Below are 25,521 nucleotides of genomic sequence, written 5' to 3'. Positions count from 1 at the left end.
GGGAGCCTGAGGATGGATCTTACAATCGAAACAATGACCCAAGGAACAGAGCATTATGTGACCTTGAGGGGCGATATCGACGCCTATACAGGCACAAAGGTAAAGGAAACGCTGATGATGCTGGCCAAGCAGCCGGATGCGACTGTACTTAGCGTCAATTTGGAAGAAGTAGAGTATATGGATAGCACGGGAATAGGAATTTTCATCGCGGTCATGAAAGCTTGCAAGCAGACGGATTGTATCTTTCAGGTCAACAAACTGTCTTCTCGCGTGGAAAGGCTGTTTCGCATTACCGGGTTGTACGAGCATATTGCCACCCGCAAAGGAGAGAGCGAGTAATGGGTCAAACAGGACCTAAGGCAGACAAGATTCAGTTGACCTTCCCTAGCCAGGCAGAGTATCTGGGTGTGGCTCGTCTGACTGTATCTGGTGTAGCCAATCGCATGGGATTTTCCTATGAGGACATAGAAGACATCAAGCTAGCGGTGGGAGAAGCCTGCACGAACGCGGTTGAACATGCCTATGGAGAAGACGGAGAGGCTGGCTCGATTCAGATGTCGTGCCACGTTTATCCTGATCGTTTGGTAATTGTCATAACGGATGAAGGAATGGGATTCGCAGGAGAGTTTAAAGCGGATCAGCTGACTCCGATTTATTCGGGCAGGGAGATTGATGATCTGGAGGAGGGCGGACTGGGGCTCTATCTGATTCACACACTAATGGATGAAGTAGTGATTCGTTCGGACTCAGGAGTGGCAATTTCCATGACCAAGTATGTTCGGCGAGATGAGGTGGCTGGTGATGATGACTGGACAATCTCGAAAGCAGAAGTATAACGCCGAGGAGTTAAAGGAGCTTATCCACCAATATTGGCAAACCGGGCATCCACACCAGCAGGAACAGTTGGTGAGTGCCTATACTCCTCTCGTAGAGACACTGGCCAAAAAATTTGTTCGTGGGCAAATCATGCACGAAGACTTGATTCAGGTCGGAATGATTGGTTTGCTTGCTTCCCTGCGCCGATTTGATCCGTCTTTTGAGAGAAGTTTCGAAAGCTTTGCCATTCCCACCATCGTGGGTGAAATCAAGCGTTATATTCGGGACAAGACCTGGAGTGTCCACGTTCCGCGAAGAGTAAAGGAACTGAGTCCAAAAATTAAGCGTGTCGTTGACGAGTTGACCACGCAGCTCCAAAGATCTCCCCAAATATCGGATATCGCGCAGCATCTGGGTGTGACCGAAGAGGCCGTGCTGGAGACATTGGAAATGGGGCGCAGCTACCATTCCCTCTCCATGGACAGCGAGCTGGAAGCAGATAACGATGGGCATACCATTACGCTGTTAGACCTCGTAGGCTCGGCGGATCCGGGATATGACCAGGTCGAGCAGCACATGATGCTGGATCGAGCCCTGCATGTACTGGACAAACGGGAAAAAGAAATCATTCACTTAACTTTTTATCAAAATTTGAGCCAGAAGCAGGCGGGGGATGTCATGGGAATGTCCCAGATGCATATCTCCCGATTACAGCGCAGAGCATTGGGAAAGCTGCGGGAAGCATTGAGAGTGGAGCATTTGGAAACGGTAACCTGAAGAGGGTGTAAAAAGGTGTCGGCGGGCACCTTTTTTCTTTTCCCGTTTCCAGTCTCTGCAAGCAAATATGGTACAATAAACGGCGAAGTACGAGCGCAGGAGGATATGTATGGAGCTTACGTTGATGATCCAGACCGTTGCCCAGGATACGGGCGTTAAGCCTCATCAAGCAGAACGCACAATTGCTCTTCTCGATGAGGGAAATACGGTTCCATTCATCGCCCGTTATCGAAAAGAGATGACCGGGCAGCTGGATGAGACGCAGATTCGAGCTATTGAAGAACGCGTTCGCTATTTGCGTAATTTGTCTGTACGCAAAGAGGAAGTCGTGCGTCTCATTGAAGAACAAGGGAAGCTGACGGAAGAACTGAAGGCAGCAATCGAGCGTTCAACGAAACTACAGGAAGTAGAGGACCTGTACCGTCCGTATCGTCAAAAACGGCGTACAAGAGCGACCATGGCAAAGGAAAAAGGCCTGGAGCCACTCGCTGCTTACCTGCTCAGTCTGCCGAAAACAGGGGCGCCTGAAGAAGAGGCTGCCAAGTATGTCAACCCGGAAAAAGGAGTAGAAACGGCGGAGCAAGCGTTGCAAGGTGCTATGGATATCATTGCCGAGCAATACTCAGATGACCCGGATATTCGCCAATGGGTTCGGGAACGTACCATGCAAAAAGGTTTGCTGGTGTCCGAGCAAAAAGCGGATGAAGCTGACGAAAAAAATGTGTATCAAATGTATTATGCATACAGTGAACCTTTGAAAAAGGTAGTTCCTCACAGAGTTTTGGCAATTAATCGCGGGGAGAATGAGGGGATTCTCAAGGTAGCAGTGGAGGCTCCTGTGCCGGAAATTCTCGCCTGGATACAGCGGCGCGTCATCCCGAGAGAAACGGTCGCGCGCGCTATATTGGAGATGACGGTGGAGGATGCGTATAAACGCTTGATCTCACCATCCATCGAGCGCGAGGTACGCACTGAACTGACCGAGGTCGCCGAAGAACGGGCAATTCATATTTTTTCGGAGAACCTTCGGAATTTGCTGCTGCAGCCGCCCATAAAGGGGAAAGTCGTACTCGGTGTGGACCCGGCATTTCGCACGGGCTGCAAACTGGCAGTCGTCGATGAAACAGGCAAGCTGCTGGAGGTAGCGGTCGTTTACCCGACACCACCCGTGAACAAAGTGGCAGAGGCATCGGCAAAGGTTAAGCAGATGATTGCAGCTTATCGTGTTACCGTCGTCGCCATCGGTAATGGTACGGCGTCAAGGGAGACGGAGCAGTTCATTGCTACCCTGCTAAAAGAACTGAAGCAAGACGTGATGTATATCATCGTCAACGAAGCAGGAGCATCTGTCTATTCGGCTTCTGCCGTTGCCAAGGAAGAATTCCCTGACCTGGATGTGGCAGAGCGCAGTGCGGCTTCCATCGCTCGTCGCTTGCAGGACCCGCTCGCCGAACTGGTCAAGATTGATCCGAAGTCAGTAGGAGTAGGACAATACCAGCACGACGTATCCCAGTCGCGTCTGGCGGACAGCCTCCAGTTTGTCGTCGAATCGGCAGTTAACCATGTCGGCGTCGACGTTAACACGGCATCGCCCTCCCTGCTTCAATATGTGTCAGGGATCAGTCGTCAGGTGGCGGGCAATATCGTGAAAAAGCGCGAAGAGATCGGGAAATTCACGACCCGCTCCCAGCTGAAGAATGTTCCTCGTCTAGGGGCTAAAACCTATGAGCAATGTATTGGCTTTCTACGGATTATCGAAGGCTCCGATCCGTTGGACAAGACTCCGATTCACCCAGAGTCCTACTCGGCTACTTACAAGCTTTTGGATATGATCGGCATCTCGCCTGAGCAAATCGGTAGTGATTTGTGCAAGGAGCGGCTGCAAGCGCTTGATGTAGCTGCAACAGCAGGGCAGCTGGGGATTGGCGAGCCAACGCTGCAAGACATCGTAGAGAGCTTGCTACGCCCGGGGCGCGATCCGCGTGATGAATTGCCTAAACCGCTATTGCGCAGCGATGTTCTCCAATTGTCCGACCTTGCTGTAGGTATGAAGCTACAAGGAACGGTACGCAATGTAGTTGACTTCGGTGCATTTGTGGATATCGGCTTGAAAAATGATGGTCTGGTGCACATTTCCCGCTTGAAAAAAGGGTTTGTCAAACATCCACTCGATGTGGTCACAGTCGGGGATATTGTGGATGTGTGGGTAGTTGAAATTGACGAGAAGCGTCAGCGCGTCGGAATGACGATGATTGCGCCCGCAGAAGCGTAACAGCTTTTTGGATACAGCAAAAAGGCGGTCTCCTTACTCAGGACGACCGCCATGTTTTTCCCAATATAGGAACCAACAACTGTTCAACAAACGAATTTGCCGAACGTCCTTCCCAATGAAGGCACGCTGCAATTGCCTACGCATCCATTGTGGCATGAAGGTACCTCCTGGAATTATTCGTCTATTGGCAATGTATGCAAAAGACGAGCAGGAGGTACCTTTTTTCGTAAAACTTATTCTTCTTCGTTTAAAAACTCCAGCTGTGCTTGCAGTGCACGAATCTCCGTCAGCAAGGAGATCAGTGGATACTCGCTCTCCTGTAGAGAGGCAAAACGCCGCTCCAGCCCGCTTACATAATCAAGCCCATCTGTGATCGATAGCTCGCTTCCCAAAAGCTCGAGATCAGCACACTCTGCCAGAACCGTTGGCAGCACAGGCCGATCCGAAATCGTCAATTTGTCGATTTCCTTATGCAGTCGCTTGAAAAGCGCGACCAGCTGATACATATGCGATTCAGGGAGTGCAACAAATTGCAGCCCTGAGTTCTCCTGCAACATCAAATAGCGCATGAGCTCCTCCACCATTCTACTTTTCTTCCACCCAGTGTAGCCTATCTGTCTAGCACTTTTCAACATTAACTGCTATCGTGAAAGAAGAAGAGAAGCGGAGGAGATGAGATGACCGATCAGGAATTGCAAATGCTGGTGGAGGAAATATCCAGCGAGTTTTTTGCCACGCCCTTTCGCCATCAGGCCCGCTTCAACAGCAGATTGCGTACCACAGGCGGGCGATACTTGCTGCGCTCGCACGATATTGAACTCAATCCACGGCATCTGGAGGAGCATGGACGAGAGGAGCTTACAGCGATCATCAAGCATGAGCTCTGCCACTATCATCTGCATATTGCCAAGCGGGGTTACCGTCATGCCGATCGAGATTTTCAGGTTTTGCTTAAACAGGTAGGAGGAAGCCGATACTGTCAGCAAGTAGGCAATGGTCGTACCGTCTTGCCCTATCGCTATGTGCTTGTTTGCCTGGCGTGTGGGATGAGCTACAAGCGCAAGCGAAAAATGAACCCGGCCAAATACAGGTGCGGGCGCTGCAGTGGCAAGCTTGTGCTCAGAGAAATAAAAGAGAAATCCCAGCCCTAAGGTACGCAGTGCCGGGGCTTTCTTGCAGGTCTTTTGACAGCAGAGGTATAATGAACTGACTATGCAGTAAAGGAGCGTTTGAGGTGGCACACGATGAATTTTCCCTGATCCGGCAATGGACGAGTCGGTCGGACGGACAGGAAGGGGACGGCTTGACCGTCGGGCTCGGGGATGATGCCGCCGTTTTTGCGCCAGGTCACGCGATGGAAGTAGTCGCTTGTTGCGATGCCATGGTGGAAACCGTCCATTTTTTAAAATCCACCATGAGTCCAAGCGATATTGGCTACAAGGCAGTGATGAGCAACATCAGTGACGTAGCAGCCATGGGCGGATACGCGAGGTATGCTCTGGTAAGTATTGCGGTATCACCCAAGTGGACGCCAGAGGAATGCAGTCAAATTTACGATGGGATCTATCAGGCCTGTGAGCTGTACGGAGTACGTGTGATTGGCGGAGATACGGTTTCTGCGCCAGACGCCCTGCATTTGTCCGTAACGGTACTTGGCGAGGTGGAAAAAGGAAGGGCGATTCGCCGCTCGCAGGCAGTAGCTGGGCATGCCGTGTTTGTTACAGGGCATGTAGGATCCTCCGCTGCTGGGCTGCATCTGCTTTTGCAAAAGGACCGTGGGAATGGTGAGTGGAGGGAGCTGGAGAGAGCGCATCAGCGTCCACTTGCACAGGTCGCGGCAGGGAGATTGCTTCTGGCTTCTGGCGCTTGCAGTGCCTTAAATGATGTGAGTGATGGCTTGGCATCAGAATTATGGGAGATTGCTGAAGCGAGTCAGGTAGCAATAACGGTCGATTCCACGAAAATTCCGATTCGAGAAGATGTCCGCGCGTATGCTGTTCAGGTAAACAAGGACCCATTGGAGTGGGCATTTTATGGGGGCGAGGATTACCAGCTCGTTGGCACGGTGGAACCAGGCAGGATTGAGGAGCTCACACAAAAGTTCGCGGCTGCTGACATTCCGTTTACCGTAATCGGCCGGGTAGAGGCAAACAGAGAGGACGGAGAGTCGGCCCTCTTATTGATACGTGACGGTACGCAGAGTCCGCTGTCCAAAGCCGGATTTAATCATTTTGGGCGGCGTGGATGAGGAGTGATGACGAACATGACATATACATGGAGGCTTACCGGTGCAGCTCAAACGCAGCGTTTTGCTGCATGTCTGGCAGAGCTGCTGCAGCCTGGCGATCTCATGGCGCTTGAAGGGGATCTTGGCGCCGGCAAGACTACGTTTACCCAAGGCTTGGGACGAGGACTTGACGTTTCCCAAGTAGTGAACAGTCCGACGTTTACAATCATAAAAGAATATCAGGGGCGTTTACCGTTATACCATATGGATGTGTATCGGGTAGGCGATGATGTGGACTCGCTTGGGCTTGATGATTATTTTTTTGGTGAAGGTGTCTGTGTGGTAGAGTGGGCTTCCTTGATTGAAGAGGTGCTTCCACAGGAGCGACTGACCGTTTACCTGCGCACGGACGGGGCAGACGAGCGGACGATCAAGCTCGTACCACAGGGCGCGCGATATGTGAAATTGTGTGAGGAGTTTGATTTTGATGCGTGTATTGGCGATTGATACATCCAACCTGGTATTAAGTGTAGCTATCGTTGAGGAAGAACGGGTCCTCGCGGAGATGACAACCAACCAGCAAAAAAACCATTCGATTCGCCTCATGGATTGTGTGAATGAATTGCTGGATACAACAGGAACGTTACCAGAGCAGCTGAGCGGTCTGGGTGTAGCCAATGGCCCTGGTTCCTACACGGGTGTAAGGATTGGGGTAGCCTCGGCAAAAACGATGGCATGGTCCCTCGACATTCCTGTTATCGGAATTTCCAGTCTGCAGGCAGTGGCGATGAATGCTCTTGGATTTCCAGGTATGATTGTGCCGCTGTTTGATGCACGCAGGGGACAGGTTTACACAGGATGCTATCGCACTGAAGGCATGGAGAGTGTACGGGCTTGTGAAAATGAAAAAATCATTCTGCTCCAGGAATGGCTTCCACAGCTTCGGGATCAGGCACAGGGAGAGGCAATCCTGTTTCTTGGCGAAGATGTTCGGATACACAAAGAAGCGATTGTACAGGCGCTGGGTGAGCAGGCGAGATTTGCCTCCCCCGCTTCGAATCATCCGCGAGCAGCACACATCGGCTATTTGGCGATGAAAAAGCTGCAGAATGAAAGCAATGTGCATGAGCTCGTTCCGGAATATCTTCAATTGGCGGAAGCGGAAGCGAAATGGCTGGCACAAAAGCAGGAGGGTTTGGTAAAGGAGTAATCATATGAGTCAACAATCAGGCTTGGAATACCGCTTTATGACAATGCAAGATGTCGGGGCAGTCGCCGAGCTGGAGCGGTTGTCCTTTTCAACACCATGGCCGCACGATGCTTTCGTCAACGAGCTGACGATGAATCCGAATGCGCGTTATGTCGTTGTCGTTCATCAGAATCGGATCGTCGCTTACTGCGGCATGTGGATTGTGATTGATGAAGCGCATATCACGAATGTTGCAGTCCATCCGCTGTTTCGCGGAAAGAAAATCGGGCTGGGACTTATGATCAAAATGATGAGCGTAGCAAGATCGTTTGGAGCACACAGCATGACATTAGAAGTACGACCATCCAACGTCGTGGCGAGAAATATGTACATCAAGCTCGGATTCAAAGAGCATGGCGTACGTAAAAGGTATTATTCGGACAATAACGAGGACGCAATAATTATGTGGGTGACATTGTAATGAACAAGACATATACCTCGCGCTACGAGAAGCGCGTACAAGAAGCTTATCAGGCACATAAGGAGTCAGGCGCTCCAACCTATATTTTGGGGATTGAGACCAGCTGTGATGAAACCTCTGCATCTGTTGTCCGTGACGGGCGTGAGGTGCTCTCCAATGTGATTGCCTCCCAAGCCGACATTCACAAGCGCTTTGGGGGTGTCGTGCCAGAGGTTGCTTCTCGCAGACACGTAGAGAACATTACGTTAACGATCGAAGAAGCATTGGCGGATGCAGGCAAGACGCTGGCTGATATCCAGGCGATTGCGGTTACGTATGGTCCCGGTCTCGTCGGTGCACTTTTGGTCGGAGTTGCAGCAGCCAAAGCCGTTTCTTTGGCGAGAGGGATTCCGCTGATTGGCGTACATCATATTGCGGGTCACATCTATGCGAACCGCTTGGTTGAGGAAATGGACTTTCCATTGATTGCGCTGGTCGTCTCTGGCGGACACACCGAGCTGGTCTGGATGAAGGGGCATGGGCAGTTTGAAATTTTGGGTGAAACGCGTGATGACGCTGCAGGTGAAGCGTACGACAAGGTAGCTCGAGCACTGAATTTACCGTACCCGGGCGGACCACATATTGACCGGCTTGCACACGAAGGCGTGGCAAATGTACCACTTCCTCGCTCGTGGCTGGAGCCAGGCTCGTACGACTTCAGCTTTAGTGGTTTGAAATCAGCTGTGCTCAACACGCTGCACAATGCTGCTCAGCGGGGAGAATCCATTGAGCCAGTGAATCTGGCGGCCAGCTTCCAAAACTCCGTGACAGAGGTGCTTGTAGAAAAAACGCTGCGGGCCGTGCGCGAATACGGAGCGAAGCAGGTGCTTCTGGCGGGCGGTGTAGCTGCCAATCGGGGATTGCGTGATCGGCTGCAGGAGCGGTGCAAGGCAGAAGGAGTTCCGCTTGTTATCCCGCCATTTTCGCTTTGTACGGACAATGCTGCCATGATCGCAGCGGCAGGATATATCAAGTATGAAAAAGGGCAGTTTGCCAAGCTGGATCTGAACGGCGTACCTGGCTTGTCGCTTACTGAACAGTAATACACACTTTCTCAATCAAGCTACAGGGGTCTATCCACGGAGGATAAACCCCTGTTTTTTATTTGTCAGTGCCCTGATTCTCGAGCAGAACAATAATTATCCACAAAGCAGGATAACTTTGTAGGTTGATCACACCCCTACCTGTGAATACTGGTGATAACGTAGAAAAAGCCCGGAAAGACCGCTGGATGAGACAAGCACAGCCTGTGGATTATCTTGTGGAAAATGTGGATAAGACGACCGAAGTTATCAACAGGAGGCATCTCGTGAAGACAAAGATTCTGCTTAGTGCATTGTCATTCCTGATATTGCTTGCGTCTACCAATATCGGAAATGGTGTGGTGAAGGCGAAGGAAGGGCAACAAGTTGTCATGCTGTTTGTGGAGGGAATGTCTTTTTTGGATATGGAGGCATTCATAGGCAATCCGGCTGTGGATAAATGGATAAAGGAATCCTCTGCAGGCGCGGTTTCCATGCGCACACCTGGAGCGCGAACAGCCCCAAATGGCTATTTGCTTTTGGGAAGCGGAGGACAGGCCCAGTACAGTGTGAAAAGTGGAACGGCTTATCATGCCGACGAGCTGTTATCTGGCAGAGAAACAGCGGGAGATCGGGTGCGGGAGCTAGGTGGAGTCGCTGGTTTCGGACGGGAGAGCACATCTATTGTGTATCCTGGTATTTATCGTTTGCTCACAGAAAATGAAAACAAGCCGTTTTCTGCACGGATTGGGCTTTTGGGAGAGACACTTGCTGCAAATGGAATGAGGGTCACGTCCTATGGCAATGGCGATTATGAAGAGGTTCGTCAGCGTCACGGTGTTTTGTTTGCAATGGATGAGGCCGGTCGTGTGCCGTACGGTGATATAACAGAAAGCAGCTTGTTGCCTGCAACAGGGTATCCGTATGGGGTAAAAACGAACTACGAATATATCAGCAAACAAATACAAGCTGATCAAAAGTCAGGACTCATCTCTGTTCAACTAGCAGACTTGTCCCGTCTCTACCAGCTCGCTGATGATATGGAGCCGAGCCAGTTTGCCCGTCACTATCAGCAGGTGCTGACGGATTTGTCTTTGTTTTTGGATCAAGTTTTGCAGGAGCGCAGAGAGAACCAGCTCATCATGCTCCTGTCACCGGCAGTTCATGCGAGGGCGACAAAGGAGAAAGCACTGCTGTCACCGATTTTAGTCTGGGGCAACAAAGACAACGGTCTCCTCACGTCAGCAACGACGCGTCAATCAGGTCTGATCAGCGGCGTAGATATTTTGCCTACAATTTTAGCGTGGTTGAACGTTCCGCAGCCGAGCGGGTTGACTGGGCATGTGCTGCGGGTCGATAGAGAGAGGACGACGATAAGTGAACTGCTGGATCAGGTAAAGCAAATTCATCACACCTATGCGACCCGGCCGGCTGTAATCTACACCTATGTCATGCTGCAAATCATTACACTTGCCTGCGCTGCACTTATGTGGCTGTGGGGAAAAAGAAGGGAAGGAGCAATCTACACCGGACTGCGTCGAGGGGTTCGCCTCGCTCTGCTTGCTCTACTCTGGTTTCCCTTTCTCCTGCTTGTAGAAGGACTGCTCGGGTGGAAGGCTTCAGGTCAGATAGTACTGGGCCTTCTTATTACGGTCGCACTATTGGCTGCCTTTTTGCAGGAGCATCGCTCACTTGCCCATACGACGCTGACTATTAGTGGTGTAACGATGTTTTCCATATTGATTGATGGATGGACTGGAGCAACGATGATGCGCCATTCGTATCTGGGATATGATCCGGTTATTGGAGCTCGCTTTTATGGATTGGGAAACGAATATGAGGGTGTATTGATCGGCAGTGCCATTCTCTTTGTCGCTTCACTTTATCAGGTTAGCAGGTTATCTGGCAGTAAGGAATTGACTCGGAAAAGCAATCTGGTGCCGATTGGTGCCACCCTTTTGTTCGGGACAATCCTGTACTATATGGTGGCACCAGGCTTGGGTACAGATGCAGGTGGCTTCCTCGCCGGTTTAGTCGGTTTTTTCGTGGCCTTTGCGAGGCTGCAGGACTGGCGGTTGGGCAAAAAAGGCCTCCTGCTGTTGGCAGGCGGCCTCATGATCGGTATCATTACGCTGATTGCCGGAAGCCTGTTGACCGACCAACCATTGACGCATGTCGGTCGTGTTTCCCAACAAATCGTGTCGGGAGAATGGGCAGAGGTCAGCAAAATGCTCGAGCGCAAGCTGGCTATGAACGTGCGGTTAATCCGAGTTTCGATGTGGAGTAAAGTATTTGTCGTCTCTCTCGTCGTGCTGGGCCTATTGGCGCTTAGAAACGATCGGTTCTTGCGTCATTTGGCGCTGGATACGCCTTATCTGGTAAAAGGCTTTGCGGGAGTCATTGCTGGTTCCTTGGCAGGACTCGTGCTGAATGACTCTGGTATCGTGACCGCAGCCACCTGCATCGTTTTTCTCGTCGTTCTGGCACTTTATGCTGCGCTGGAGGAGCCGGCACACGAGCGCTGCTCGACTTGAGCCTAAGCCTCGGACAGCTCGCTCCATTCTTCATAAAGCTGCTCCAGCTCGTTTTTGGCAGCATGAATCTGATCGTTTCTTTCTTTTGCCTGAACATGGTCGCTATAGATTTCGGGAAGACACAGCTCCTCTTCCCATTTGGCAATATCCGCTTCTCTCTTTTGGATTGTCGCCTCGATCTCTTCCAAACGTCGCTGGCGTTGACGCTCGCGCTTCTTCGCTTCCTTATCCAGCTCGTAGGACGATTTTTCCGGTTGAGCGACGGCCGCCGTACCCTGCTTTTTTACTGAGAGTGCTGCTTGCTCGGCTGCAAGCTCCGCCAGTTCTTGCTTTTTTTCCACAAAGTAATCGTAGTTGCCCAAATAACTGGTTACGCCATCGCCTGTCAGCTCAAGCACCCGCGTGGAGATCTTATTCAGGAAGTAGCGGTCATGGGAGACGAACAGAATGGTTCCGGGATAATCATAGAGCGCATTCTCCAATACTTCCTTGCTGAAAATGTCCAGATGGTTGGTAGGCTCGTCAAAAATCAGGAAGTTCGCTTGCCTTAGCATCAGCTTTGCCAGGGATACACGTGCGCGTTCTCCACCAGACAGGTCGGAAATGCGCTTTTGTACATCGTCCCCACTGAACAGGAAGTTGCCCAGCAAAGTACGCACGTCCTTTTCCAGCATTTGCGGATATTCATCCCAAATTTCACCGAGCACCGTATTTCGCTCGTTCAGATTGCGATGCTCCTGATCGTAGTAGCCGATCGTGACGTTGCTGCCAAATTGAATACTGCCACGAAGAGCGCTCAGCTGCTCCACGATTGTTTTGAGCAAGGTGGACTTTCCGATTCCGTTAGGCCCAACTAGTGCAACCCTTTCTTCGCGTTCAAGCTCAAACGTAATGCCAGAGGAAAGGACAGCATCCGGGTAGCCAATCGCAACATGTGACGCCTTCATCACGATGGTTCCGCTCATTTTTGAGACATCGAAGGAAAAATGGACGGACTTGTTTTTCATGATCGGCTTGTCCATGCGGTCAATTTTTTCCAATGTTTTCCTTCTGCTTTGTGCACGTTTGGTTGTCGTAGCACGAGCGATGTTTCGAGCGATAAAATCTTCCAGCTTGGCGATTTCATCCTGCTGCTTTTCAAATCGCTTCAAATCCTGTTCGAGTCGCGCAGCCTTTTGATCGAGGAATTGACTGTAGTTGCCAACATAGCGTGTGGCGCGTGTCCGCTCGATTTCATACACCACCGTCACCAGCTTGTCCAGGAAGTAACGGTCATGGGAGACTACGAGGATGGCACCCTGATAGTTTTGCAGATACGCTTCGAGCCAGGTGAGTGTTTCAATATCCAGGTAGTTGGTCGGCTCGTCGAGTAGCAGGATGGTTGGTGATTGCAGCAGCAGCTTGGCTAGAGCCAGCCGCGTTTTTTGACCGCCACTCAGAGTGCGAATGAGAGTCTGGTAGTCCATATCGGCAAAGCGCAGCCCGTGCAGTACACCGCGGATCGCGCCTTCATAGCTGTAGCCCCCTCGTTCCTTGAACGCTTCCGAGCGGCGGGAATAATTCTCCAGCAGCTGTTGGTACCGTTTTTCATCGGCGAGAATGGCGGGATCACCCATCTTTGCCTCGAGCTCGCGCAGCTCCTTTTCCTCGACCTGTAGATGTTCAAAGACAGAAAGCAGCTCGTCCCAAATGCTTCTGTCCGATTCCAGTCCGCTGTTTTGGGCCAAGTAGCCGATCGAAACCTCTTTGGGAATCCGTACAATTCCGCCGTCATAGCTAAGCTCGCCAGCGAGAATCTTCATCAAGGTTGATTTTCCGGCGCCATTGACACCGACAAGGCCAACGCGTTCGCCCGTTTGTATTTGCAGGGAAATGTCCTGTAGAATGGTCTCGACGCCATACGTTTTTTCTATATGTTCAGCTTGTAGCAAGATCATGTGGTTCACCTCTTTATATACTAATGCAAGTGTAGCCTAGAGAGAGTGTACGGGACAAGCCTGCAGGGGGCGTTGTTTGGACTCGTGCAAAAGGAGAGCGGTTGTCATGGACAAAAAAGCGGATAAAAAACAGCTCCGAACCCATATTATGGAGGCGCGTAAAGCAATGCCGCCGGAAGAACGCAAGCTTCGCTCTGAGCAGGCGTGTCGACATTTGCTAGCATGTGAGCGAGTGGCTGGAGCCAAAGCAATTACGGCTTTTCATCCATTTGGCGCAGAATTGGATATTCTTCCGTTTGTGGAGCAGGCGAGAGGACGGGGACAGGAAATCTGGCTGCCGCTGACGCTTTTGGCTGAGAGAAGACTGGTTCCGTACGTATTTAGCGGACCGGAGATGTTAAAGCAGGGAGTATATGGAATCTGGGAGCCTGATCCCGAAAAAGCAGTAGAAGCAGATATAGCAAAGCTCGATGTAGTGCTTGTTCCAGGTGTTGCCTTTGATCGGTCTGGTGGACGGATGGGCTATGGAGGCGGATTTTATGATCGCTTTTTGGCAGGACTGATGGCGCGGCCTTATTTACTCGGAGTCGGATTCTCCATGCAGGTAGTTGACCATGTTCCGCTTGAGCCACACGATATTCCTCTGGATGCTGTGGTGACGGAGGAAGGCCTTTTTCATTCGTGAACGTTTTGTGTCAGGAACTCTCTTTTCTGCCAGCACTCTCTACAGCATGGACAAAAAAGTGTACAATACTATCGAATGAAAAAACGGAGGAATGAGCTGTGGGCAAATGGAAGGTAGGCGTAATTTCGGCAAGTGATTCGATTGCCAGAGGAGAGCGGACAGATGATCGTATTCCGATCATTCGTCATCTGACAAGGGAATGGCTGCACGTAGATGTCGCTGTATACCGTGCCGTTACCGATGATATGGAAGACTTGAAGGAAAACATGATCGAGTTTGTGGATCGAGAAAAGTGTGACCTATTGATCGTAACAGGCGGGACCGGTCTGAGCCCGCGCGATGTGACCCCGGAAGTAACGGCATGGGTAATGGACAGACCTGTACCTGGGCTGGCAGAAGAAATGCGCCGTGCCGGCCTGCAGCAATCTCGTCGGGCGATGTTGACGCGAGCCGTTGCGGGTACGCGTGGAAATTCATTGATTATCAACCTTCCTGGCAATCCGAAAGGCGTAGAAATCTGTTTTAACGCCATTGGCGATATGCTTGCGGATGCCTTGCACATTTTGCAGGGAACAGGAGAGGCCAATGAAGATTGGGGAGGATTGGGTTGGTAGAAAAACCGCAAATGCGTGAAGTGCCTGTACGTGAAGCGATTGGCATGATGCTGCCACACGACATGACACAAATTCTGCCCGGAGAATTCAAGGGCCGTCTGTTTAAAAAGGGTCATGTGGTTACAGAAGCGGATATCGAGCCTCTCTTGTCGATCGGAAAAGAACATATTTACGTTCTGGAAATGCCAGAAGGCTTTATTCATGAGGAAGAAGCAGGGATTCGGATCGCCAAGGCTGTTTCCGGCGAAGGCTTGACATTAACGCAGCCTTACGAGGGAAAAGTCTCGATGAAGGCATCCCGTTCCGGACTAGCCAAAATCAACGAGGAAGCTGTGCATGCGCTGAATGCACTGGAAGGAATCGCATTTTCAACCATGTACGGGGATCAGGTCGTTCATCCAGGTCACACGCTGGCGGCTACCCGGATTATCCCGTTGATTATGGAAGAGGCGCGCATCGTTGAATTGGAGCAGCTGGCGAAGCAGTTTGGTGAGCCGATCGTGCAAGTGAAGTCTTTCTTGGATAAATCGGTTGGTCTTGTCACTACGGGCGGTGAAGTTTTTTCCGGGCGTATTCCAGACAAATTCGGTCCAGTGATTCAATCCAAGGTGGAGGCACTTGGTTCAACGGTTGTCGAGCAGCGCTTTGCTCCTGATGACAAAGCAGCCATTGAGCAGGAGATTCACTATTTTCTCGATAAAGGTGTCGATTTGGTACTGGTTACAGGTGGTATGTCTGTTGACCCTGATGACCGCACGCCAGGAGCAATTGCAGGTGTAGGGGCAGAAGTGGTAAGATATGGCACACCGATGCTGCCTGGCTCCATGCTGATGGTTGCCTACAAAGGCGATGTCCCGATCTTGGGTCTGCCTGGAGCTGTCATGCACGAGCCATTTACCTCGTTTGACGTTTTTCTACCTCGGATTTTGGCGGGAGAAAAAATTGGGGCTTCTGACATGACGAGGTTGGGATATGGTGGTTTACGAAAGTTCTAGCTGGTTAGACTGACAAATAACAGGAAAAAGGAGTGGAGACAAATGAGCAGTATTGGGATTCCTGGATTAATTTTAATTTTGATTTTAGCGCTCGTTCTGTTTGGTCCGAAAAAGCTCCCAGAGCTGGGGCGTGCCGTTGGCCATACCTTGAAAGAATTCAAGAATGCCACCCGCAGTCTGACAAGTGATGAGGAAGACGACGATGAAGCAAAGCGCAAGGAGCTGGCCGCGAAAGACACATCTGCAGCTGGCAAGGACACGGCAGCAAAAGCTGCAGTAGTGACGGAAAAGGATGCGTTTGACCGCGAAAAGATTGAGCGAGAGATTCGCGAGAGAATCGAACGCGAGCGCATTGAAAAGGAAGTCCGCGAAAAGCTGGAAATGGAGCGCATGCAGCTAGAAAAAGAACAGCAAAAGGCGTAATTGGGTAAGGTGGTTGCCATGACGGATCAGGAAATGACAGTGGTCGAACACCTGACAGAATTGCGTAGGCGCATTATTTGGGTGTTGGCCGTATTTATTGTCGCGTTGATTGCCGGCTTCTTCTGTGCCGGTCCGCTCATTGAGTATTTGAAGCAAGAGCCGATTGCAGATGGAGTGCCGATCATCTCCTTGCATCCCTCGGACGCACTTCGCGTGTACATGCAGTTTGCTTTTCTCATTGGAGTTGTTGCCACTCTTCCTGTGGCGCTCTTTCATGTATGGCGGTTTGTTTCACCTGGTTTGCAGGAAAACGAGCGGAGAGGATCGCTTTATTTTATCCCTGCCGCAAGTTTTCTGTTTGTGACTGGCATTTTGTTTGGGTACTATGTCGTTTTTCCGATGATCATGCAGTTTATGACCTCGACATCTGCCAGCATTGGCGTAAATCCTAACTACGGTATCGGCGAGTATTACGGATTTATGTTCAATATGGTGATACCGTTTGGCGTGTTGTTTCAGCTGCCGATCATTGTTATGTTCCTCACGCGTTTACGTATTCTCAACCCGATGCGACTTGCAAAGGTCCGCAGGTTTGCCTATTTCGGTTTGACGGTTATAGGTGTTACGTTGACGCCGCCAGATATTGTGAGTGATATTCTCGTGATCATTCCATTGCTGCTTCTGTATGAACTCAGCATTTGGCTATCGCGAATTGTGTACCGCAAGCAGTTGAAGGAACAAGAGGAATGGGAAAGTGAATACAACCTGGAAGCGGACGAGGTAGTTCGCTAACGGGGTCGGGAAGTCTTCTGTTATTTATAGCAGAAGGCTTTTTTTCTGAGCAAAAGAGCTCGATGCTTTTCGGAAAAGGGGATGCGATTGCTTTGCGCATGGATGTATGAAACGAGATAGGAAATACTAGGAAAGTTATTCGAGGGGAGGTGCAGTTCAACGAGATGTGGCTGATTCTTTGCTTAGCCTTGTTTTTTTCCGGTGGGACAGCAAATGCGGCAGAGCAGGTGGAGTTATTTGACTCCGATCAACAAAAGGTCATCGCGACATTTGCAAATGCAGAAGCGTTTCAGGTGGAGGCGCAGAAGCTGTTGCATAGTGTAAGTGGGCGTGTGCTGGAGCTTAACCCGTCGCTTGAAAACGCGATGATTGTGAAAATTCCGCTGGCGCCGGTGCAGCACTTGAGCCATGCTTCTTCCGGAATCGATACAGATATTGCAGAGATGTTTGTCATTATGCCCAAAAAGGGAAGTCGCAGGCCATGGCTGATTTTGCATACGAAGGAATATGAGACAGTCGTTATGGAGTTTGGAGCAAAAGTGGACCAGCTGCGAAAGCAGGTCCAGCTTCCCTGATTCCAAGCATGGAAAAACCGGTCGTCTGTATAAAAAGACGTGCCGGTTTTATCCGATTCATGTAGTAGTTTTAATTGCTTGGTGTCAGAAAGGCTTGTGTGTAGTAGTCAGCGATTACACCTACTCCCAACTGAGTAAAGTCCTTTTCCAAAACGTTTTTGCGGTGACCTGGGCTGTTCATCCAGCTTTCATGGGCTTCAATCGCATCGGGGTAACCTGCTGCGATATTTTCGCCTGCCATGCTGTAAGAGATGGAGGCTTGCTTTAAACGATCAAAAGGACTGGCCCCTGTCGTTGCGGAGATATGATCGAAGAAATTATTTGCCTCCATGTCATGGCTATGGGTTCGTGCTACTTGTGCCGCCTTTTCATTCCACTGAAGCGCAGGCAGCTTGTAGCGATAGCGTGACACGTTGACGAGATCCAGAATCTGACGCTCATAGGCCGCGTTGACTAATTCACGCTCGCCAACACTGAGTGCTGGGGGATTGAAATCAGGGGACTTTCCTCGATACGTCCATTTGGTTTCGTAAAAACCGCCGCGCAGCAGCATCAGAGTGTCGATCATGCGCACGGCAGTCACTTTATTGCCGTTTTCCTTATCCAAATAATAGATATAGGGTGTGCCATTAGACATGACGAGAGGGCGCTGCTGCTTCTGGTTTGTCATTTGGATTTGGGCGCCCATATAGGAAAAGGAGACGATGCTTTGCAGATCGTATTGACGTTCAAGCGACTGCTGGTTCGTTCCAACCCCGACATTGCCGAGAGTGGCTTGTGGGGCGAGGGAGTATACATCCACAACCTTGTCGTCAGCTATCCCTATTTGCACGTACCGGGACGGATCGCTGTTATAAATCCACCATTGATAGCCCAGGCTGCTCGGCTCTTTTCGGGCTGGTTCACCGAGCTGCTTTGTTACTTCCTGTGCGGACATGCCAAGAGTCACGCCGAAAAGGGTGTTCGGCTGCTTTTTTTCCGAGGCTGCGGGGGGGGTGTTGTCGCCAGTGGGCTGAACAGCTGCACTTGCGGGTACGGCTGGTGGCAGATCAGCTGGCACAGCTTCTGTAGGGGAGCTTGCACTAGCGGCAGACTCACCCAAAGCGGGAGGCTGACCTACCCAGGCAAAATGAGTCGTATGATCCCAGCCTACTGGTTTGTTCAGATGACGGCCTACGATGGACAATGGAACGTAGACAGTACCGCGATATTCAATGGTTGCGGGCAGCTCTGAGCTTCCTTCTTTATAAAAGCCGGGCTTGTCCCCCGTGATGATTTCCCTCCCGTCCCAGTAAATCGAGGCAGGGTAAATGCTGACACGGATAAAGGAAGTGTTATCGGATGAGAAGAAGCGACCAATCACCAGGACACAGAGCACGATGATTCCGATCCAAAGCCATTTGTGCATGTGAGGGTTCCCTCCTTGAGGTAGCTCTAATCTGATTCTATGATTGATTTATATGAGCGAGTCTGATTACTAGAACTCTTTACTAGGGCGCTCTGCTAGAAAAAGTGGATTCAGAGATTTCAAATGGAAAAAAGTGAGGGAAACTACTTGCAAAGTACATAGTGATTCAATTATTATAGGAATTGGGTGTTAGCACTCATACAAGTCGAGTGCTAACAACAGTAAATTTGTTTACCTACATTTTTTGAGGAGGGTGTTTTTAGTGCTTAAGCCATTGGGTGACCGTGTGGTAATCGAAGCTATCTCCAAAGACGAAACGACTGCAAGCGGTATCGTTTTGCCTGATTCTGCAAAGGAAAAACCGCAAGAAGGCCGCGTAATCGCAGTAGGTTCTGGTCGTGTTGCTGACAACGGCGAGCGCATCGCGTTGGAAGTAAAAGACGGCGATAAAGTAATCTTCTCCAAATACGCTGGTACTGAAGTAAAGGTAGACAATAAAGAATACCTCGTGCTGCGCGAATCCGATATCCTCGCGATCATCGGTTAAGGCTCTTGACATAGGAAGTCGAACGAAAAACACATAACAGGAGGTAGAGATAAGATGGCAAAACAAGTGAAATTCTCTGAAGACGCTCGCCGCTCGATGCTCCGCGGTGTTGAAACACTGGCAAACGCAGTAAAAGTTACACTCGGTCCAAAAGGCCGTAACGTGGTACTGGAGAAAAAATTCGGCTCCCCATTGATCACAAACGACGGTGTAACCATCGCGAAAGAAATCGAGCTGGAAGATGCTTACGAAAACATGGGTGCGCAACTGGTTAAAGAAGTTGCTACCAAAACGAACGACATCGCGGGTGACGGTACTACTACTGCAACTGTTCTGGCTGCAGCTATGATCCGTGAAGGTCTGAAAAACGTAACTGCTGGCGCTAACCCAATGGTTATCCGTCGCGGTATGGAAAAAGCAGTTCGCGCTGCTGTTGAAGAAATCAAATCCATCGCGAAGCCGGTTGAGAACAAATCTTCTATCGCGCAAGTAGCTGCTATTTCCGCTGACGATCCTGAAGTAGGAAACCTGATCGCTGAAGCTATGGAAAAAGTGGGCAAAGATGGCGTAATCACTGTTGAAGAATCCAAAGGATTCGTAACAGAGCTGGAAGTAGTAGAAGGTATGCAATTTGACCGCGGCTACGCTTCCCCTTACATGATCACTGACACTGACAAGATGGAAGCAGTTCTCTCCAACCCTTACATCTTGATCACTGACAAAAAAATCTCCAACATCCAAGAAGTTCTGCCTGTACTGGAGCAAGTAGTACAAAGCGGCAAACCTCTCTTGATCATCGCTGAAGATGTAGAAGGCGAAGCTTTGGCTACTCTCGTAGTAAACAAACTGCGTGGTACCTTCACAGCTGTAGCGGTTAAAGCACCTGGCTTCGGCGATCGCCGCAAAGCTATGCTGCAAGACATCGCTGCTCTGACTGGTGGCGAAGTGATCACAGAGGAGCTGGGTCTGGATCTGAAATCCACCAAGCTGGACCAATTGGGCCGCGCTGGCAAAATCGTGGTTACCAAAGAAAACACAACTGTTGTTGAAGGTGCTGGCGACAAAGCTGCAATCGAAGGCCGCGTAGCTCAAATCCGTCAACAAATCGAAGATACGACTTCCGATTTCGATCGTGAAAAACTGCAAGAGCGTCTGGCTAAACTGGCTGGTGGCGTAGCAGTAGTTAAAGTTGGCGCAGCTACTGAAACCGAATTGAAAGAGAAGAAACTCCGCATCGAGGACGCTCTCAACTCTACTCGTGCTGCAGTAGAAGAGGGTATCGTACCTGGTGGTGGTACTGCTCTGATCAATGCAATTAAAGCAGTTGAAGCAATCAAAGTAGACGGCGAAGAGGCTGTTGGTGTACAAATCGTACTCCGCTCCCTGGAAGAGCCAGTTCGTCAAATCGCAGCGAACGCAGGTCTGGAAGGATCTGTAATCGTAGAGCGTCTGAAAAAAGAAGCTGTAGGTATCGGCTTCAACGCTGCTACCGAAGAGTATGTGAACATGCTCGAAGCTGGTATCGTAGACGCGGCGAAAGTTACTCGTTCCGCACTGTCCAATGCAGCATCTGTAGCAGCTATGTTCCTGACTACAGAAGCAGTAATTGCTGACAAACCAGAAGAAAACAAAGCTCCTATGGGCATGCCAGATATGGGTGGCATGGGCGGTATGGGCATGATGTAAGAAACGGACTACCGTTTCGAGAGAGGCAGACAAACGTCTGCCTCTCTTTTTTTTGTACGTATAAGAATTTATAAGCATAAGGCTAGCGCATGATAACTTTCCACTAAACGCGATCGCTCCTTGAGGTCTCGATAGAGGTTTTCTTAATGACAAGGGCGTAATTCTTTTGAACTATTATCTGAAAAATACGAATATTTTGTTGAAAAAATATTTCCTGAATTTATAATAGATTGTAAAATATTACTACAAAGAGAATTTTGCACAGAAGACAAGCACCATAAATCTTGCATGGAGGAGATTTTTTAATGAGACGTGTAGGGGTTTGGTTGTTTTGTGTAGTGCTAATGTTAGTCTTGGCTGCGTGTAATGGTGGGACATCGGCGCCAGTGTCAGGGGGACAAACCGAGGGAACGTCCGCACCAGCCGCAGAACCGGCAAAAGGGGAGCCGGTAGAGCTTGTCATGTACAGCTGGCGCACAGAGGATAAGGATGCCTACGCCAAGTTTCTTACTGAGTTTGAAAAGCAGCATACCAACATCAAGGTGAAATTCAAATCGTTTAAATCAACGGAATACAACACGATTCTAAGTAATTCTCTCACATCAGGGACGGGTGTAGATATTGTGCAGCTCCGACCGTACTCAGGTGCGACCTCGATTGCAGACGCAGGTTATTTGCTTCCGCTCGATGATGTGAAGGGAGTCGCAGAAATAGAGCAATCGTACTTGGATGCAGCACGCGGCAGCGATCAAAAGGTGTACGGAATACCACTCTCGATCAACTCCGCAGTCATTTTTTATAACAAAAAGCTATTTGAGGAGAATGGTCTAGTACCACCGCAAACATGGGACGAGCTGTTACAGGTATCCTCTGAGCTTCAGAAAAAAGGAATCATACCAATCGCACAAGCGGGCAAGGCATCCTATCTGCTGTCTATCGCCCATAGCGTGATTGGAACAAGCTCCTATGGCGGAAACGAGTACGTGGAACAGCTCTTGTCCGGTCAAGCCAAATTTACCGATCCGGCTTTTACAGAGTCTATCAAGCGGATGCAGGAATTAGCTCCCTTTTTCCCACCTGACTTTATAGGAATTGATGACAAAGATGCGCAAGCGCTTTTCTATACGGGCAAGGCTGCCATGTATATCAACGGCAGCTATCGACTGGAGACGTTTGAAAAGCAAAGCCCTGACTTACCTATCGATATTCTGCCGGCTTTAGCGAAGGAAAAGGGCGGAGAGACTCCCATGATCAATTGGGTGGATGGCTCTTATGGCATTGCCAAGTCAACTAAGCATCCGGAAGAGTCCAAGATTTTTGTCGAGTGGATTGCGTCTAAGGAATTTGGACAAATGTTTAGTGATGATCTGAATCGACTAAGCGCGATTTCTGGAGTAACTCCGAAGCATCCACTGGTGCAGAAAATGACACAGCTAAGCGAAAAGAGCATGGCGCCCTTTTTGATGCTCGTTCACTTTGGAGAAGGAACGCCTACAACGAAGACCACGTTTGAAGATTCCCTGCAAGGGCTGTATATCAATCAGATCGATGTTGAAAAGGTAGCGGGCGATACGCAAGCTTCTGCTGATAAATGGTTCAAACCGAAAAAGTAAGGCCGGAACGAGGAAAATGAAGGTACAGTCAGAGCTGGCTGCTTGGCTGTACCTTTTTTAGAGAGGAGCTTCACTACCATGCCTGTACTGGAAAAAAAGACTGCGATCAAAACAAAGACGGCTAGCGCGCGGAGCGTAAATTGGAAAAAGCACATGGTCCATTTGTTTTTGTTACCTGCTCTGCTTTTCTACATTTGGTTTCAGGTATTTCCGATCTTTTCAGCATTTCTAAACAGCTTCTTTGCCTGGGATGGTCTGAAGCGCGGTGCATTTATCGGTTTAGAAAACTTCGTGAGGCTGTTTACAGAGTCCCCTTTCAAGGAGACGTTTTTCCGTGGACTCGGCCATAACGTTATCTTTTTTATCGGAATTGTGGTTAGCAAGCTGATTGTGGCCTTTCTGATTGCGCTCGTTATTAACAGCAAAATCCGTGGCAAAGAGTTTTTCAAGATGGTGATTTTTCTGCCGAAGCTGCTGTCGGTGATTGTGGTTGGTTTCTTGTTTAGTTTGATTCTGAATCCTACTTATGGTGCCTTGAATACGTTTCTTACTTTTATTGGATTGGAGGAATGGGCTAGACCATGGCTTGGGAGCCCGGATACGGCCTTGTACACAATCATTTTGGTCAATAGCTGGTATGGCTTGGGGTTTGCTGTGCTTATTTTCCTTGCAGGCTTGCAGGCAATCCCGACGGAAATATACGATGCCGCCAAAATTGATGGAGCCTCTGGCTTTACTATGCTTTGGAAGATAACCGTTCCACTCGCTATGCCTTCGATTATGGTAATGACGATTCTTAGCTTTATTGGCGCGTTTGAGACGTTTGAGCTCATTTTTGCGATGCAGGGCTCACAGGCAGGACCTTACTTTTCAACGGATGTGTTGGCTACCTATTTTTACAGGCTGGCATTTGGCTCTGTAGCGGGTGGCGAATCGATAGGACTTGGATCGGCACTGGCGGTAGTGCTTTTCCTAATGATTTCGAGTGCAACAGCCGTCCTGCTCTTTTTCTTTAAAAGAAAAGAATATGAACAGTAGGAGGGAGAACATGACGGTACGTCTCGGACAGTATGCAAAGTACCTGTTTCTGTCATTCTTTGCTTTTTTGGCCCTGTACCCAATTTTCCTGATGATCGCTTCTTCTTTTAAAAGCAATATGGAGATTCTCACTGAACCGCTAGGATTGCCGCATACTTTTTCGATCGAAAATTACGTGTCCGTATGGGAGAAGGTCAACTTTGGCGCTTATATATGGAATAGTATCTATGTGAGCGGACTCTCTGTCTTTTTCATCCTGTTTATTTCATCGCTCGCTGCCTTCTATCTCTCTCGCTATAAGTTTCGATGGAATTCGTACGTTTTGTTCTTTTTTATGGTTGGTCTGATGCTGCCGATGAAGCTCGCTATTTTGCCGCTGTATATGATGATGTTGAATCTTCAGCTTTTAGATACACTCACGTCGCTCGTGATTTTGTATGTGGCTGGTGGTATTCCTTTTGCTGTATTTGTGTTTTACGGATTTTTTCGAACGTTGCCGACGGAGCTTGATCAATCGGCGAGGCTAGATGGCTGCAACGGATTTCAAGTGTATTACAAAATCATCCTGCCTCTCATGAAGCCCGCCCTTGCAACTGTGGGGATTGTTCATCTGATTGGAGTATGGAACGATTTCTTTTACCCACTGATTTTTTTAAAAAGCGAGGAGCTGAGTACAATTCCTTTAGGGGTGCTTACTCTGTTTGGTGAATACGATACAGAGTGGAATATGTTGTTTGCTAGCTTAACCATCTCATCTTTGCCGATGATCATTGCTTTTTTGTTTGCATCGAAACAGTTTATTGAAGGACTGACGTCGGGGGCGATTAAATGAGCAAGCGTTGGGTAACTTTTGATTTGGATGGCACGCTCATGCAAAATCCGTTTGGAGTCTGGGTATTTCCGGAGATCGCAGCTGTGGTCTCCGGGAAGCTGGGATGGACCTGTGATGTAATTGCCGAGATGGTCGCTGAGCACGAGCGTCGCATGGAGCAAGGAAGGTACGTAGAAGCGTATGATTGGGACGATATTTTGGGCATGCAGTGCAAGCAGCTGGGAGTGACGGAGTCGTTTGAGATTGAGCCGCTACTACGCAAGCATGCGGTTTCCCCCAAGATTCATTTGCTTGAGCCCGGGATTTTGAAGGTGCTGCGCGCGATAAAGGACAGCGGTTTTGCGCTGGCAGTTGTAACTAATGGATTTTACAAGTTCCAGGCGCCTGTCATGGAAGCGCTGGGATTGCTCGATTTCTTCGATGAAGTATTGACGCCCGAAAGAGCTGGAACGGGAAAACCTGATCCGAAGATACTGGATATGCTCCCAGGAGATGTAGTCGCGCATGTTGGGGATAGACTGGATCATGATGTACGAATGGCTAATCTTCGAAATGTTACTTCTGTATTTATTGATAGAAAACTACCGGATGAATTAAGAGCTCTTGAAGCTCAGCTTCGCTCGGGTGATCAGAGAATGATCGCCCGATGCTTGGAGAAGTGGAAGAAAGAGAGTAGGAATTCTGCTGCAAGCACGCTTCCGAGCGAATTTTTACCCACTGTGGTGATCTATTCTATGGATGAGTTAATGCTGATTTTAAACGAGGAAAAGGGGGGATAAGATTTATTTGTTTTTCTTCTTGCATTTTTGTTTGCAAGTTGTTAAGATAGACCTTGTCGCTTTTGAAGGGAATTTTTAAAGAGAATGAAAAAAACTTGAACTTCTAAAAAATAACCCTTGATTTTGCGAGAAAGACCTGATATAGTTTAAAAGGTCGGCGCCACGAGCGCCAACGAAGAAAATGCTCTTTGAAAACTGAACAGCGAAAGCGTTAATGAGTCTATCATTAAATGATTTGCC

General features: G+C 49.4%; 27 protein-coding genes. 23 read left to right on the top strand and 4 right to left on the bottom strand.

Annotation, left to right across the window (positions count from 1 at the left end; translation table 11 throughout):
- Nucleotides 1-12 precede the first annotated feature (12 nt).
- From ADS79_RS30685 to ADS79_RS30670, 4 genes are all read left to right on the top strand, one after another.
- Entirely contained in the window at nucleotides 13-339 is a 327-nt protein-coding gene (locus ADS79_RS30685; protein ID WP_049742288.1) for an anti-sigma factor antagonist, read from the top strand.
- Nucleotides 339-836 (top strand): anti-sigma B factor RsbW, encoded by a 498-nt coding sequence (gene rsbW / locus ADS79_RS30680; protein ID WP_049742287.1) that lies wholly within the window; start codon nucleotides 339-341, stop codon nucleotides 834-836. Before ADS79_RS30685 ends, rsbW begins: the two co-directional genes overlap by 1 nt.
- Nucleotides 805-1,593 carry an RNA polymerase sigma factor SigB gene (sigB, locus tag ADS79_RS30675; RefSeq protein ID WP_049742286.1) on the top strand — a complete coding sequence of 263 codons (789 nt, stop codon included), beginning with the start codon at nucleotides 805-807 and terminating at the stop codon, nucleotides 1,591-1,593. Before rsbW ends, sigB begins: the two co-directional genes overlap by 32 nt.
- A gap of 109 nt (nucleotides 1,594-1,702) precedes the next feature.
- Nucleotides 1,703-3,865, top strand: coding sequence for a Tex family protein (locus tag ADS79_RS30670; protein WP_049742285.1), 2,163 nt, complete (start codon nucleotides 1,703-1,705; stop codon nucleotides 3,863-3,865).
- Nucleotides 3,866-3,898: 33 nt separating this feature from the next.
- Here the strand turns inward: ADS79_RS30670 and cmpA are convergent, their stop codons facing one another.
- Both cmpA and ADS79_RS30665 read right to left on the bottom strand, forming a co-directional pair.
- A complete protein-coding gene (gene cmpA / locus ADS79_RS35135) occupies nucleotides 3,899-4,021 on the bottom strand; it encodes a cortex morphogenetic protein CmpA (protein WP_141261090.1) in 123 nt (40 codons plus the stop codon).
- A 77-nt stretch (nucleotides 4,022-4,098) separates the two neighbouring features.
- Nucleotides 4,099-4,434 carry a hypothetical protein gene (locus ADS79_RS30665; protein WP_049742432.1) on the bottom strand — a complete coding sequence of 112 codons (336 nt, stop codon included), beginning with the start codon at nucleotides 4,432-4,434 and terminating at the stop codon, nucleotides 4,099-4,101.
- Between the two features lie 108 nt (nucleotides 4,435-4,542).
- On the opposite strand from ADS79_RS30665, the gene ADS79_RS30660 reads away from it, so the two are divergent.
- From ADS79_RS30660 to ADS79_RS30630, 7 genes are all read left to right on the top strand, one after another.
- A complete protein-coding gene (locus ADS79_RS30660; RefSeq protein WP_049742284.1) occupies nucleotides 4,543-5,016 on the top strand; it encodes a SprT family protein in 474 nt (157 codons plus the stop codon).
- Between the two features lie 83 nt (nucleotides 5,017-5,099).
- Nucleotides 5,100-6,113: a thiamine-phosphate kinase gene (gene thiL, locus ADS79_RS30655; RefSeq protein WP_049742283.1), complete on the top strand. Its 1,014-nt coding sequence runs from the start codon at nucleotides 5,100-5,102 to the stop codon at nucleotides 6,111-6,113.
- 15 nt (nucleotides 6,114-6,128) lie between these two features.
- On the top strand, nucleotides 6,129-6,599 hold the full coding sequence (tsaE, locus tag ADS79_RS30650) for a tRNA (adenosine(37)-N6)-threonylcarbamoyltransferase complex ATPase subunit type 1 TsaE (RefSeq protein ID WP_049742282.1): 471 nt from the start codon (nucleotides 6,129-6,131) through the stop codon (nucleotides 6,597-6,599).
- Nucleotides 6,580-7,302, top strand: a complete 723-nt coding sequence (tsaB, locus tag ADS79_RS30645) for a tRNA (adenosine(37)-N6)-threonylcarbamoyltransferase complex dimerization subunit type 1 TsaB (protein WP_049742281.1) — start codon at nucleotides 6,580-6,582, stop codon at nucleotides 7,300-7,302. Before tsaE ends, tsaB begins: the two co-directional genes overlap by 20 nt.
- Nucleotides 7,303-7,306: 4 nt before the next feature.
- Entirely contained in the window at nucleotides 7,307-7,762 is a 456-nt protein-coding gene (rimI, locus tag ADS79_RS30640) for a ribosomal protein S18-alanine N-acetyltransferase (protein ID WP_049742280.1), read from the top strand.
- Complete coding sequence (gene tsaD / locus ADS79_RS30635; protein ID WP_049742279.1) at nucleotides 7,762-8,844, top strand: tRNA (adenosine(37)-N6)-threonylcarbamoyltransferase complex transferase subunit TsaD; 1,083 nt, start codon at nucleotides 7,762-7,764, stop codon at nucleotides 8,842-8,844. Before rimI ends, tsaD begins: the two co-directional genes overlap by 1 nt.
- A gap of 266 nt (nucleotides 8,845-9,110) precedes the next feature.
- On the top strand, nucleotides 9,111-11,357 hold the full coding sequence (locus ADS79_RS30630; protein WP_049742278.1) for an alkaline phosphatase family protein: 2,247 nt from the start codon (nucleotides 9,111-9,113) through the stop codon (nucleotides 11,355-11,357).
- A 2-nt stretch (nucleotides 11,358-11,359) separates the two neighbouring features.
- Here ADS79_RS30630 and ADS79_RS30625 read toward each other — a convergent pair whose 3' ends face one another.
- Nucleotides 11,360-13,294: an ABC-F family ATP-binding cassette domain-containing protein gene (locus ADS79_RS30625; RefSeq protein ID WP_049742277.1), complete on the bottom strand. Its 1,935-nt coding sequence runs from the start codon at nucleotides 13,292-13,294 to the stop codon at nucleotides 11,360-11,362.
- 106 nt (nucleotides 13,295-13,400) lie between these two features.
- Between ADS79_RS30625 and ADS79_RS30620 the strand changes: the two genes are divergently transcribed.
- The 6 genes from ADS79_RS30620 to ADS79_RS30595 all read left to right on the top strand — a co-directional run bounded on the left by ADS79_RS30620 (nucleotide 13,401) and on the right by ADS79_RS30595 (nucleotide 17,378).
- Nucleotides 13,401-13,979, top strand: a complete 579-nt coding sequence (locus ADS79_RS30620; protein WP_049742276.1) for a 5-formyltetrahydrofolate cyclo-ligase — start codon at nucleotides 13,401-13,403, stop codon at nucleotides 13,977-13,979.
- A 98-nt stretch (nucleotides 13,980-14,077) separates the two neighbouring features.
- On the top strand, nucleotides 14,078-14,593 hold the full coding sequence (locus ADS79_RS30615) for a MogA/MoaB family molybdenum cofactor biosynthesis protein (protein WP_049742275.1): 516 nt from the start codon (nucleotides 14,078-14,080) through the stop codon (nucleotides 14,591-14,593).
- Nucleotides 14,587-15,588: a molybdopterin-binding protein gene (locus ADS79_RS30610; protein WP_049742274.1), complete on the top strand. Its 1,002-nt coding sequence runs from the start codon at nucleotides 14,587-14,589 to the stop codon at nucleotides 15,586-15,588. Before ADS79_RS30615 ends, ADS79_RS30610 begins: the two co-directional genes overlap by 7 nt.
- Nucleotides 15,589-15,630: 42 nt before the next feature.
- On the top strand, nucleotides 15,631-16,011 hold the full coding sequence (locus tag ADS79_RS30605; protein WP_049742273.1) for a twin-arginine translocase TatA/TatE family subunit: 381 nt from the start codon (nucleotides 15,631-15,633) through the stop codon (nucleotides 16,009-16,011).
- An 18-nt stretch (nucleotides 16,012-16,029) separates the two neighbouring features.
- Nucleotides 16,030-16,803 (top strand): twin-arginine translocase subunit TatC, encoded by a 774-nt coding sequence (gene tatC, locus ADS79_RS30600; protein WP_049742272.1) that lies wholly within the window; start codon nucleotides 16,030-16,032, stop codon nucleotides 16,801-16,803.
- A gap of 164 nt (nucleotides 16,804-16,967) precedes the next feature.
- Nucleotides 16,968-17,378 carry a hypothetical protein gene (locus tag ADS79_RS30595; protein WP_049742271.1) on the top strand — a complete coding sequence of 137 codons (411 nt, stop codon included), beginning with the start codon at nucleotides 16,968-16,970 and terminating at the stop codon, nucleotides 17,376-17,378.
- A 70-nt stretch (nucleotides 17,379-17,448) separates the two neighbouring features.
- Here the strand turns inward: ADS79_RS30595 and ADS79_RS30590 are convergent, their stop codons facing one another.
- A complete protein-coding gene (locus tag ADS79_RS30590) occupies nucleotides 17,449-18,786 on the bottom strand; it encodes a CAP domain-containing protein (protein ID WP_049742270.1) in 1,338 nt (445 codons plus the stop codon).
- Between the two features lie 262 nt (nucleotides 18,787-19,048).
- Here ADS79_RS30590 and groES point away from each other — a divergent pair, with 262 nt between their 5' ends.
- The 6 genes from groES (at nucleotide 19,049) to ADS79_RS30560 (ending at nucleotide 25,281) form a co-directional block, all read left to right on the top strand.
- The gene (gene groES, locus ADS79_RS30585) at nucleotides 19,049-19,333 is read left to right on the top strand and encodes a co-chaperone GroES (RefSeq protein ID WP_049742269.1); all 285 of its coding nucleotides are present in this window, start codon (nucleotides 19,049-19,051) and stop codon (nucleotides 19,331-19,333) included.
- A gap of 54 nt (nucleotides 19,334-19,387) precedes the next feature.
- A complete protein-coding gene (gene groL / locus ADS79_RS30580; protein WP_049742268.1) occupies nucleotides 19,388-21,019 on the top strand; it encodes a chaperonin GroEL in 1,632 nt (543 codons plus the stop codon).
- Nucleotides 21,020-21,324: 305 nt separating this feature from the next.
- A complete protein-coding gene (locus ADS79_RS30575; RefSeq protein WP_049742267.1) occupies nucleotides 21,325-22,632 on the top strand; it encodes an ABC transporter substrate-binding protein in 1,308 nt (435 codons plus the stop codon).
- A 78-nt stretch (nucleotides 22,633-22,710) separates the two neighbouring features.
- A complete protein-coding gene (locus tag ADS79_RS30570) occupies nucleotides 22,711-23,670 on the top strand; it encodes a carbohydrate ABC transporter permease (RefSeq protein ID WP_049742266.1) in 960 nt (319 codons plus the stop codon).
- A gap of 10 nt (nucleotides 23,671-23,680) precedes the next feature.
- Nucleotides 23,681-24,502: a carbohydrate ABC transporter permease gene (locus tag ADS79_RS30565; RefSeq protein ID WP_049742265.1), complete on the top strand. Its 822-nt coding sequence runs from the start codon at nucleotides 23,681-23,683 to the stop codon at nucleotides 24,500-24,502.
- Nucleotides 24,499-25,281, top strand: coding sequence for an HAD family hydrolase (locus tag ADS79_RS30560; protein ID WP_049742264.1), 783 nt, complete (start codon nucleotides 24,499-24,501; stop codon nucleotides 25,279-25,281). The genes ADS79_RS30565 and ADS79_RS30560 overlap by 4 nt, the downstream gene beginning before the upstream one ends.
- Nucleotides 25,282-25,521 lie beyond the last annotated feature (240 nt).

The organism is Brevibacillus reuszeri (assembly GCF_001187725.1).
In the GTDB taxonomy this organism is placed as follows: Bacteria; Bacillota; Bacilli; order Brevibacillales; family Brevibacillaceae; genus Brevibacillus; species Brevibacillus reuszeri.
Note: the sequence above shows the minus strand (reverse complement) of the source record. Positions and strands in the feature narration are given on the sequence as shown.

What these genes read in the sequence shown, in the direction of transcription:
- cmpA (WP_141261090.1), bottom strand. Translation starts at nt 4,021, where the DNA reads ATGCCACAATGGATGCGTAGGCAATTGCAGCGTGCCTTCATTGGGAAG.
- tatC (WP_049742272.1), top strand. Translation starts at nt 16,030, where the DNA reads ATGACGGATCAGGAAATGACAGTGGTCGAACACCTGACAGAATTGCGT.
- tsaB (WP_049742281.1), top strand. Translation starts at nt 6,580, where the DNA reads ATGCGTGTATTGGCGATTGATACATCCAACCTGGTATTAAGTGTAGCT.
- tsaE (WP_049742282.1), top strand. Translation starts at nt 6,129, where the DNA reads ATGACATATACATGGAGGCTTACCGGTGCAGCTCAAACGCAGCGTTTT.
- sigB (WP_049742286.1), top strand. Translation starts at nt 805, where the DNA reads ATGACTGGACAATCTCGAAAGCAGAAGTATAACGCCGAGGAGTTAAAG.
- ADS79_RS30560 (WP_049742264.1), top strand. Translation starts at nt 24,499, where the DNA reads ATGAGCAAGCGTTGGGTAACTTTTGATTTGGATGGCACGCTCATGCAA.
- ADS79_RS30660 (WP_049742284.1), top strand. Translation starts at nt 4,543, where the DNA reads ATGACCGATCAGGAATTGCAAATGCTGGTGGAGGAAATATCCAGCGAG.
- rimI (WP_049742280.1), top strand. Translation starts at nt 7,307, where the DNA reads ATGAGTCAACAATCAGGCTTGGAATACCGCTTTATGACAATGCAAGAT.
- ADS79_RS30670 (WP_049742285.1), top strand. Translation starts at nt 1,703, where the DNA reads ATGGAGCTTACGTTGATGATCCAGACCGTTGCCCAGGATACGGGCGTT.
- ADS79_RS30625 (WP_049742277.1), bottom strand. Translation starts at nt 13,294, where the DNA reads ATGATCTTGCTACAAGCTGAACATATAGAAAAAACGTATGGCGTCGAG.
- groL (WP_049742268.1), top strand. Translation starts at nt 19,388, where the DNA reads ATGGCAAAACAAGTGAAATTCTCTGAAGACGCTCGCCGCTCGATGCTC.
- ADS79_RS30685 (WP_049742288.1), top strand. Translation starts at nt 13, where the DNA reads ATGGATCTTACAATCGAAACAATGACCCAAGGAACAGAGCATTATGTG.
- ADS79_RS30620 (WP_049742276.1), top strand. Translation starts at nt 13,401, where the DNA reads ATGGACAAAAAAGCGGATAAAAAACAGCTCCGAACCCATATTATGGAG.
- ADS79_RS30605 (WP_049742273.1), top strand. Translation starts at nt 15,631, where the DNA reads ATGAGCAGTATTGGGATTCCTGGATTAATTTTAATTTTGATTTTAGCG.
- ADS79_RS30575 (WP_049742267.1), top strand. Translation starts at nt 21,325, where the DNA reads ATGAGACGTGTAGGGGTTTGGTTGTTTTGTGTAGTGCTAATGTTAGTC.
- ADS79_RS30565 (WP_049742265.1), top strand. Translation starts at nt 23,681, where the DNA reads ATGACGGTACGTCTCGGACAGTATGCAAAGTACCTGTTTCTGTCATTC.
- rsbW (WP_049742287.1), top strand. Translation starts at nt 339, where the DNA reads ATGGGTCAAACAGGACCTAAGGCAGACAAGATTCAGTTGACCTTCCCT.
- ADS79_RS30595 (WP_049742271.1), top strand. Translation starts at nt 16,968, where the DNA reads ATGTGGCTGATTCTTTGCTTAGCCTTGTTTTTTTCCGGTGGGACAGCA.
- ADS79_RS30570 (WP_049742266.1), top strand. Translation starts at nt 22,711, where the DNA reads ATGCCTGTACTGGAAAAAAAGACTGCGATCAAAACAAAGACGGCTAGC.
- ADS79_RS30665 (WP_049742432.1), bottom strand. Translation starts at nt 4,434, where the DNA reads ATGCGCTATTTGATGTTGCAGGAGAACTCAGGGCTGCAATTTGTTGCA.
- tsaD (WP_049742279.1), top strand. Translation starts at nt 7,762, where the DNA reads ATGAACAAGACATATACCTCGCGCTACGAGAAGCGCGTACAAGAAGCT.
- ADS79_RS30590 (WP_049742270.1), bottom strand. Translation starts at nt 18,786, where the DNA reads ATGCACAAATGGCTTTGGATCGGAATCATCGTGCTCTGTGTCCTGGTG.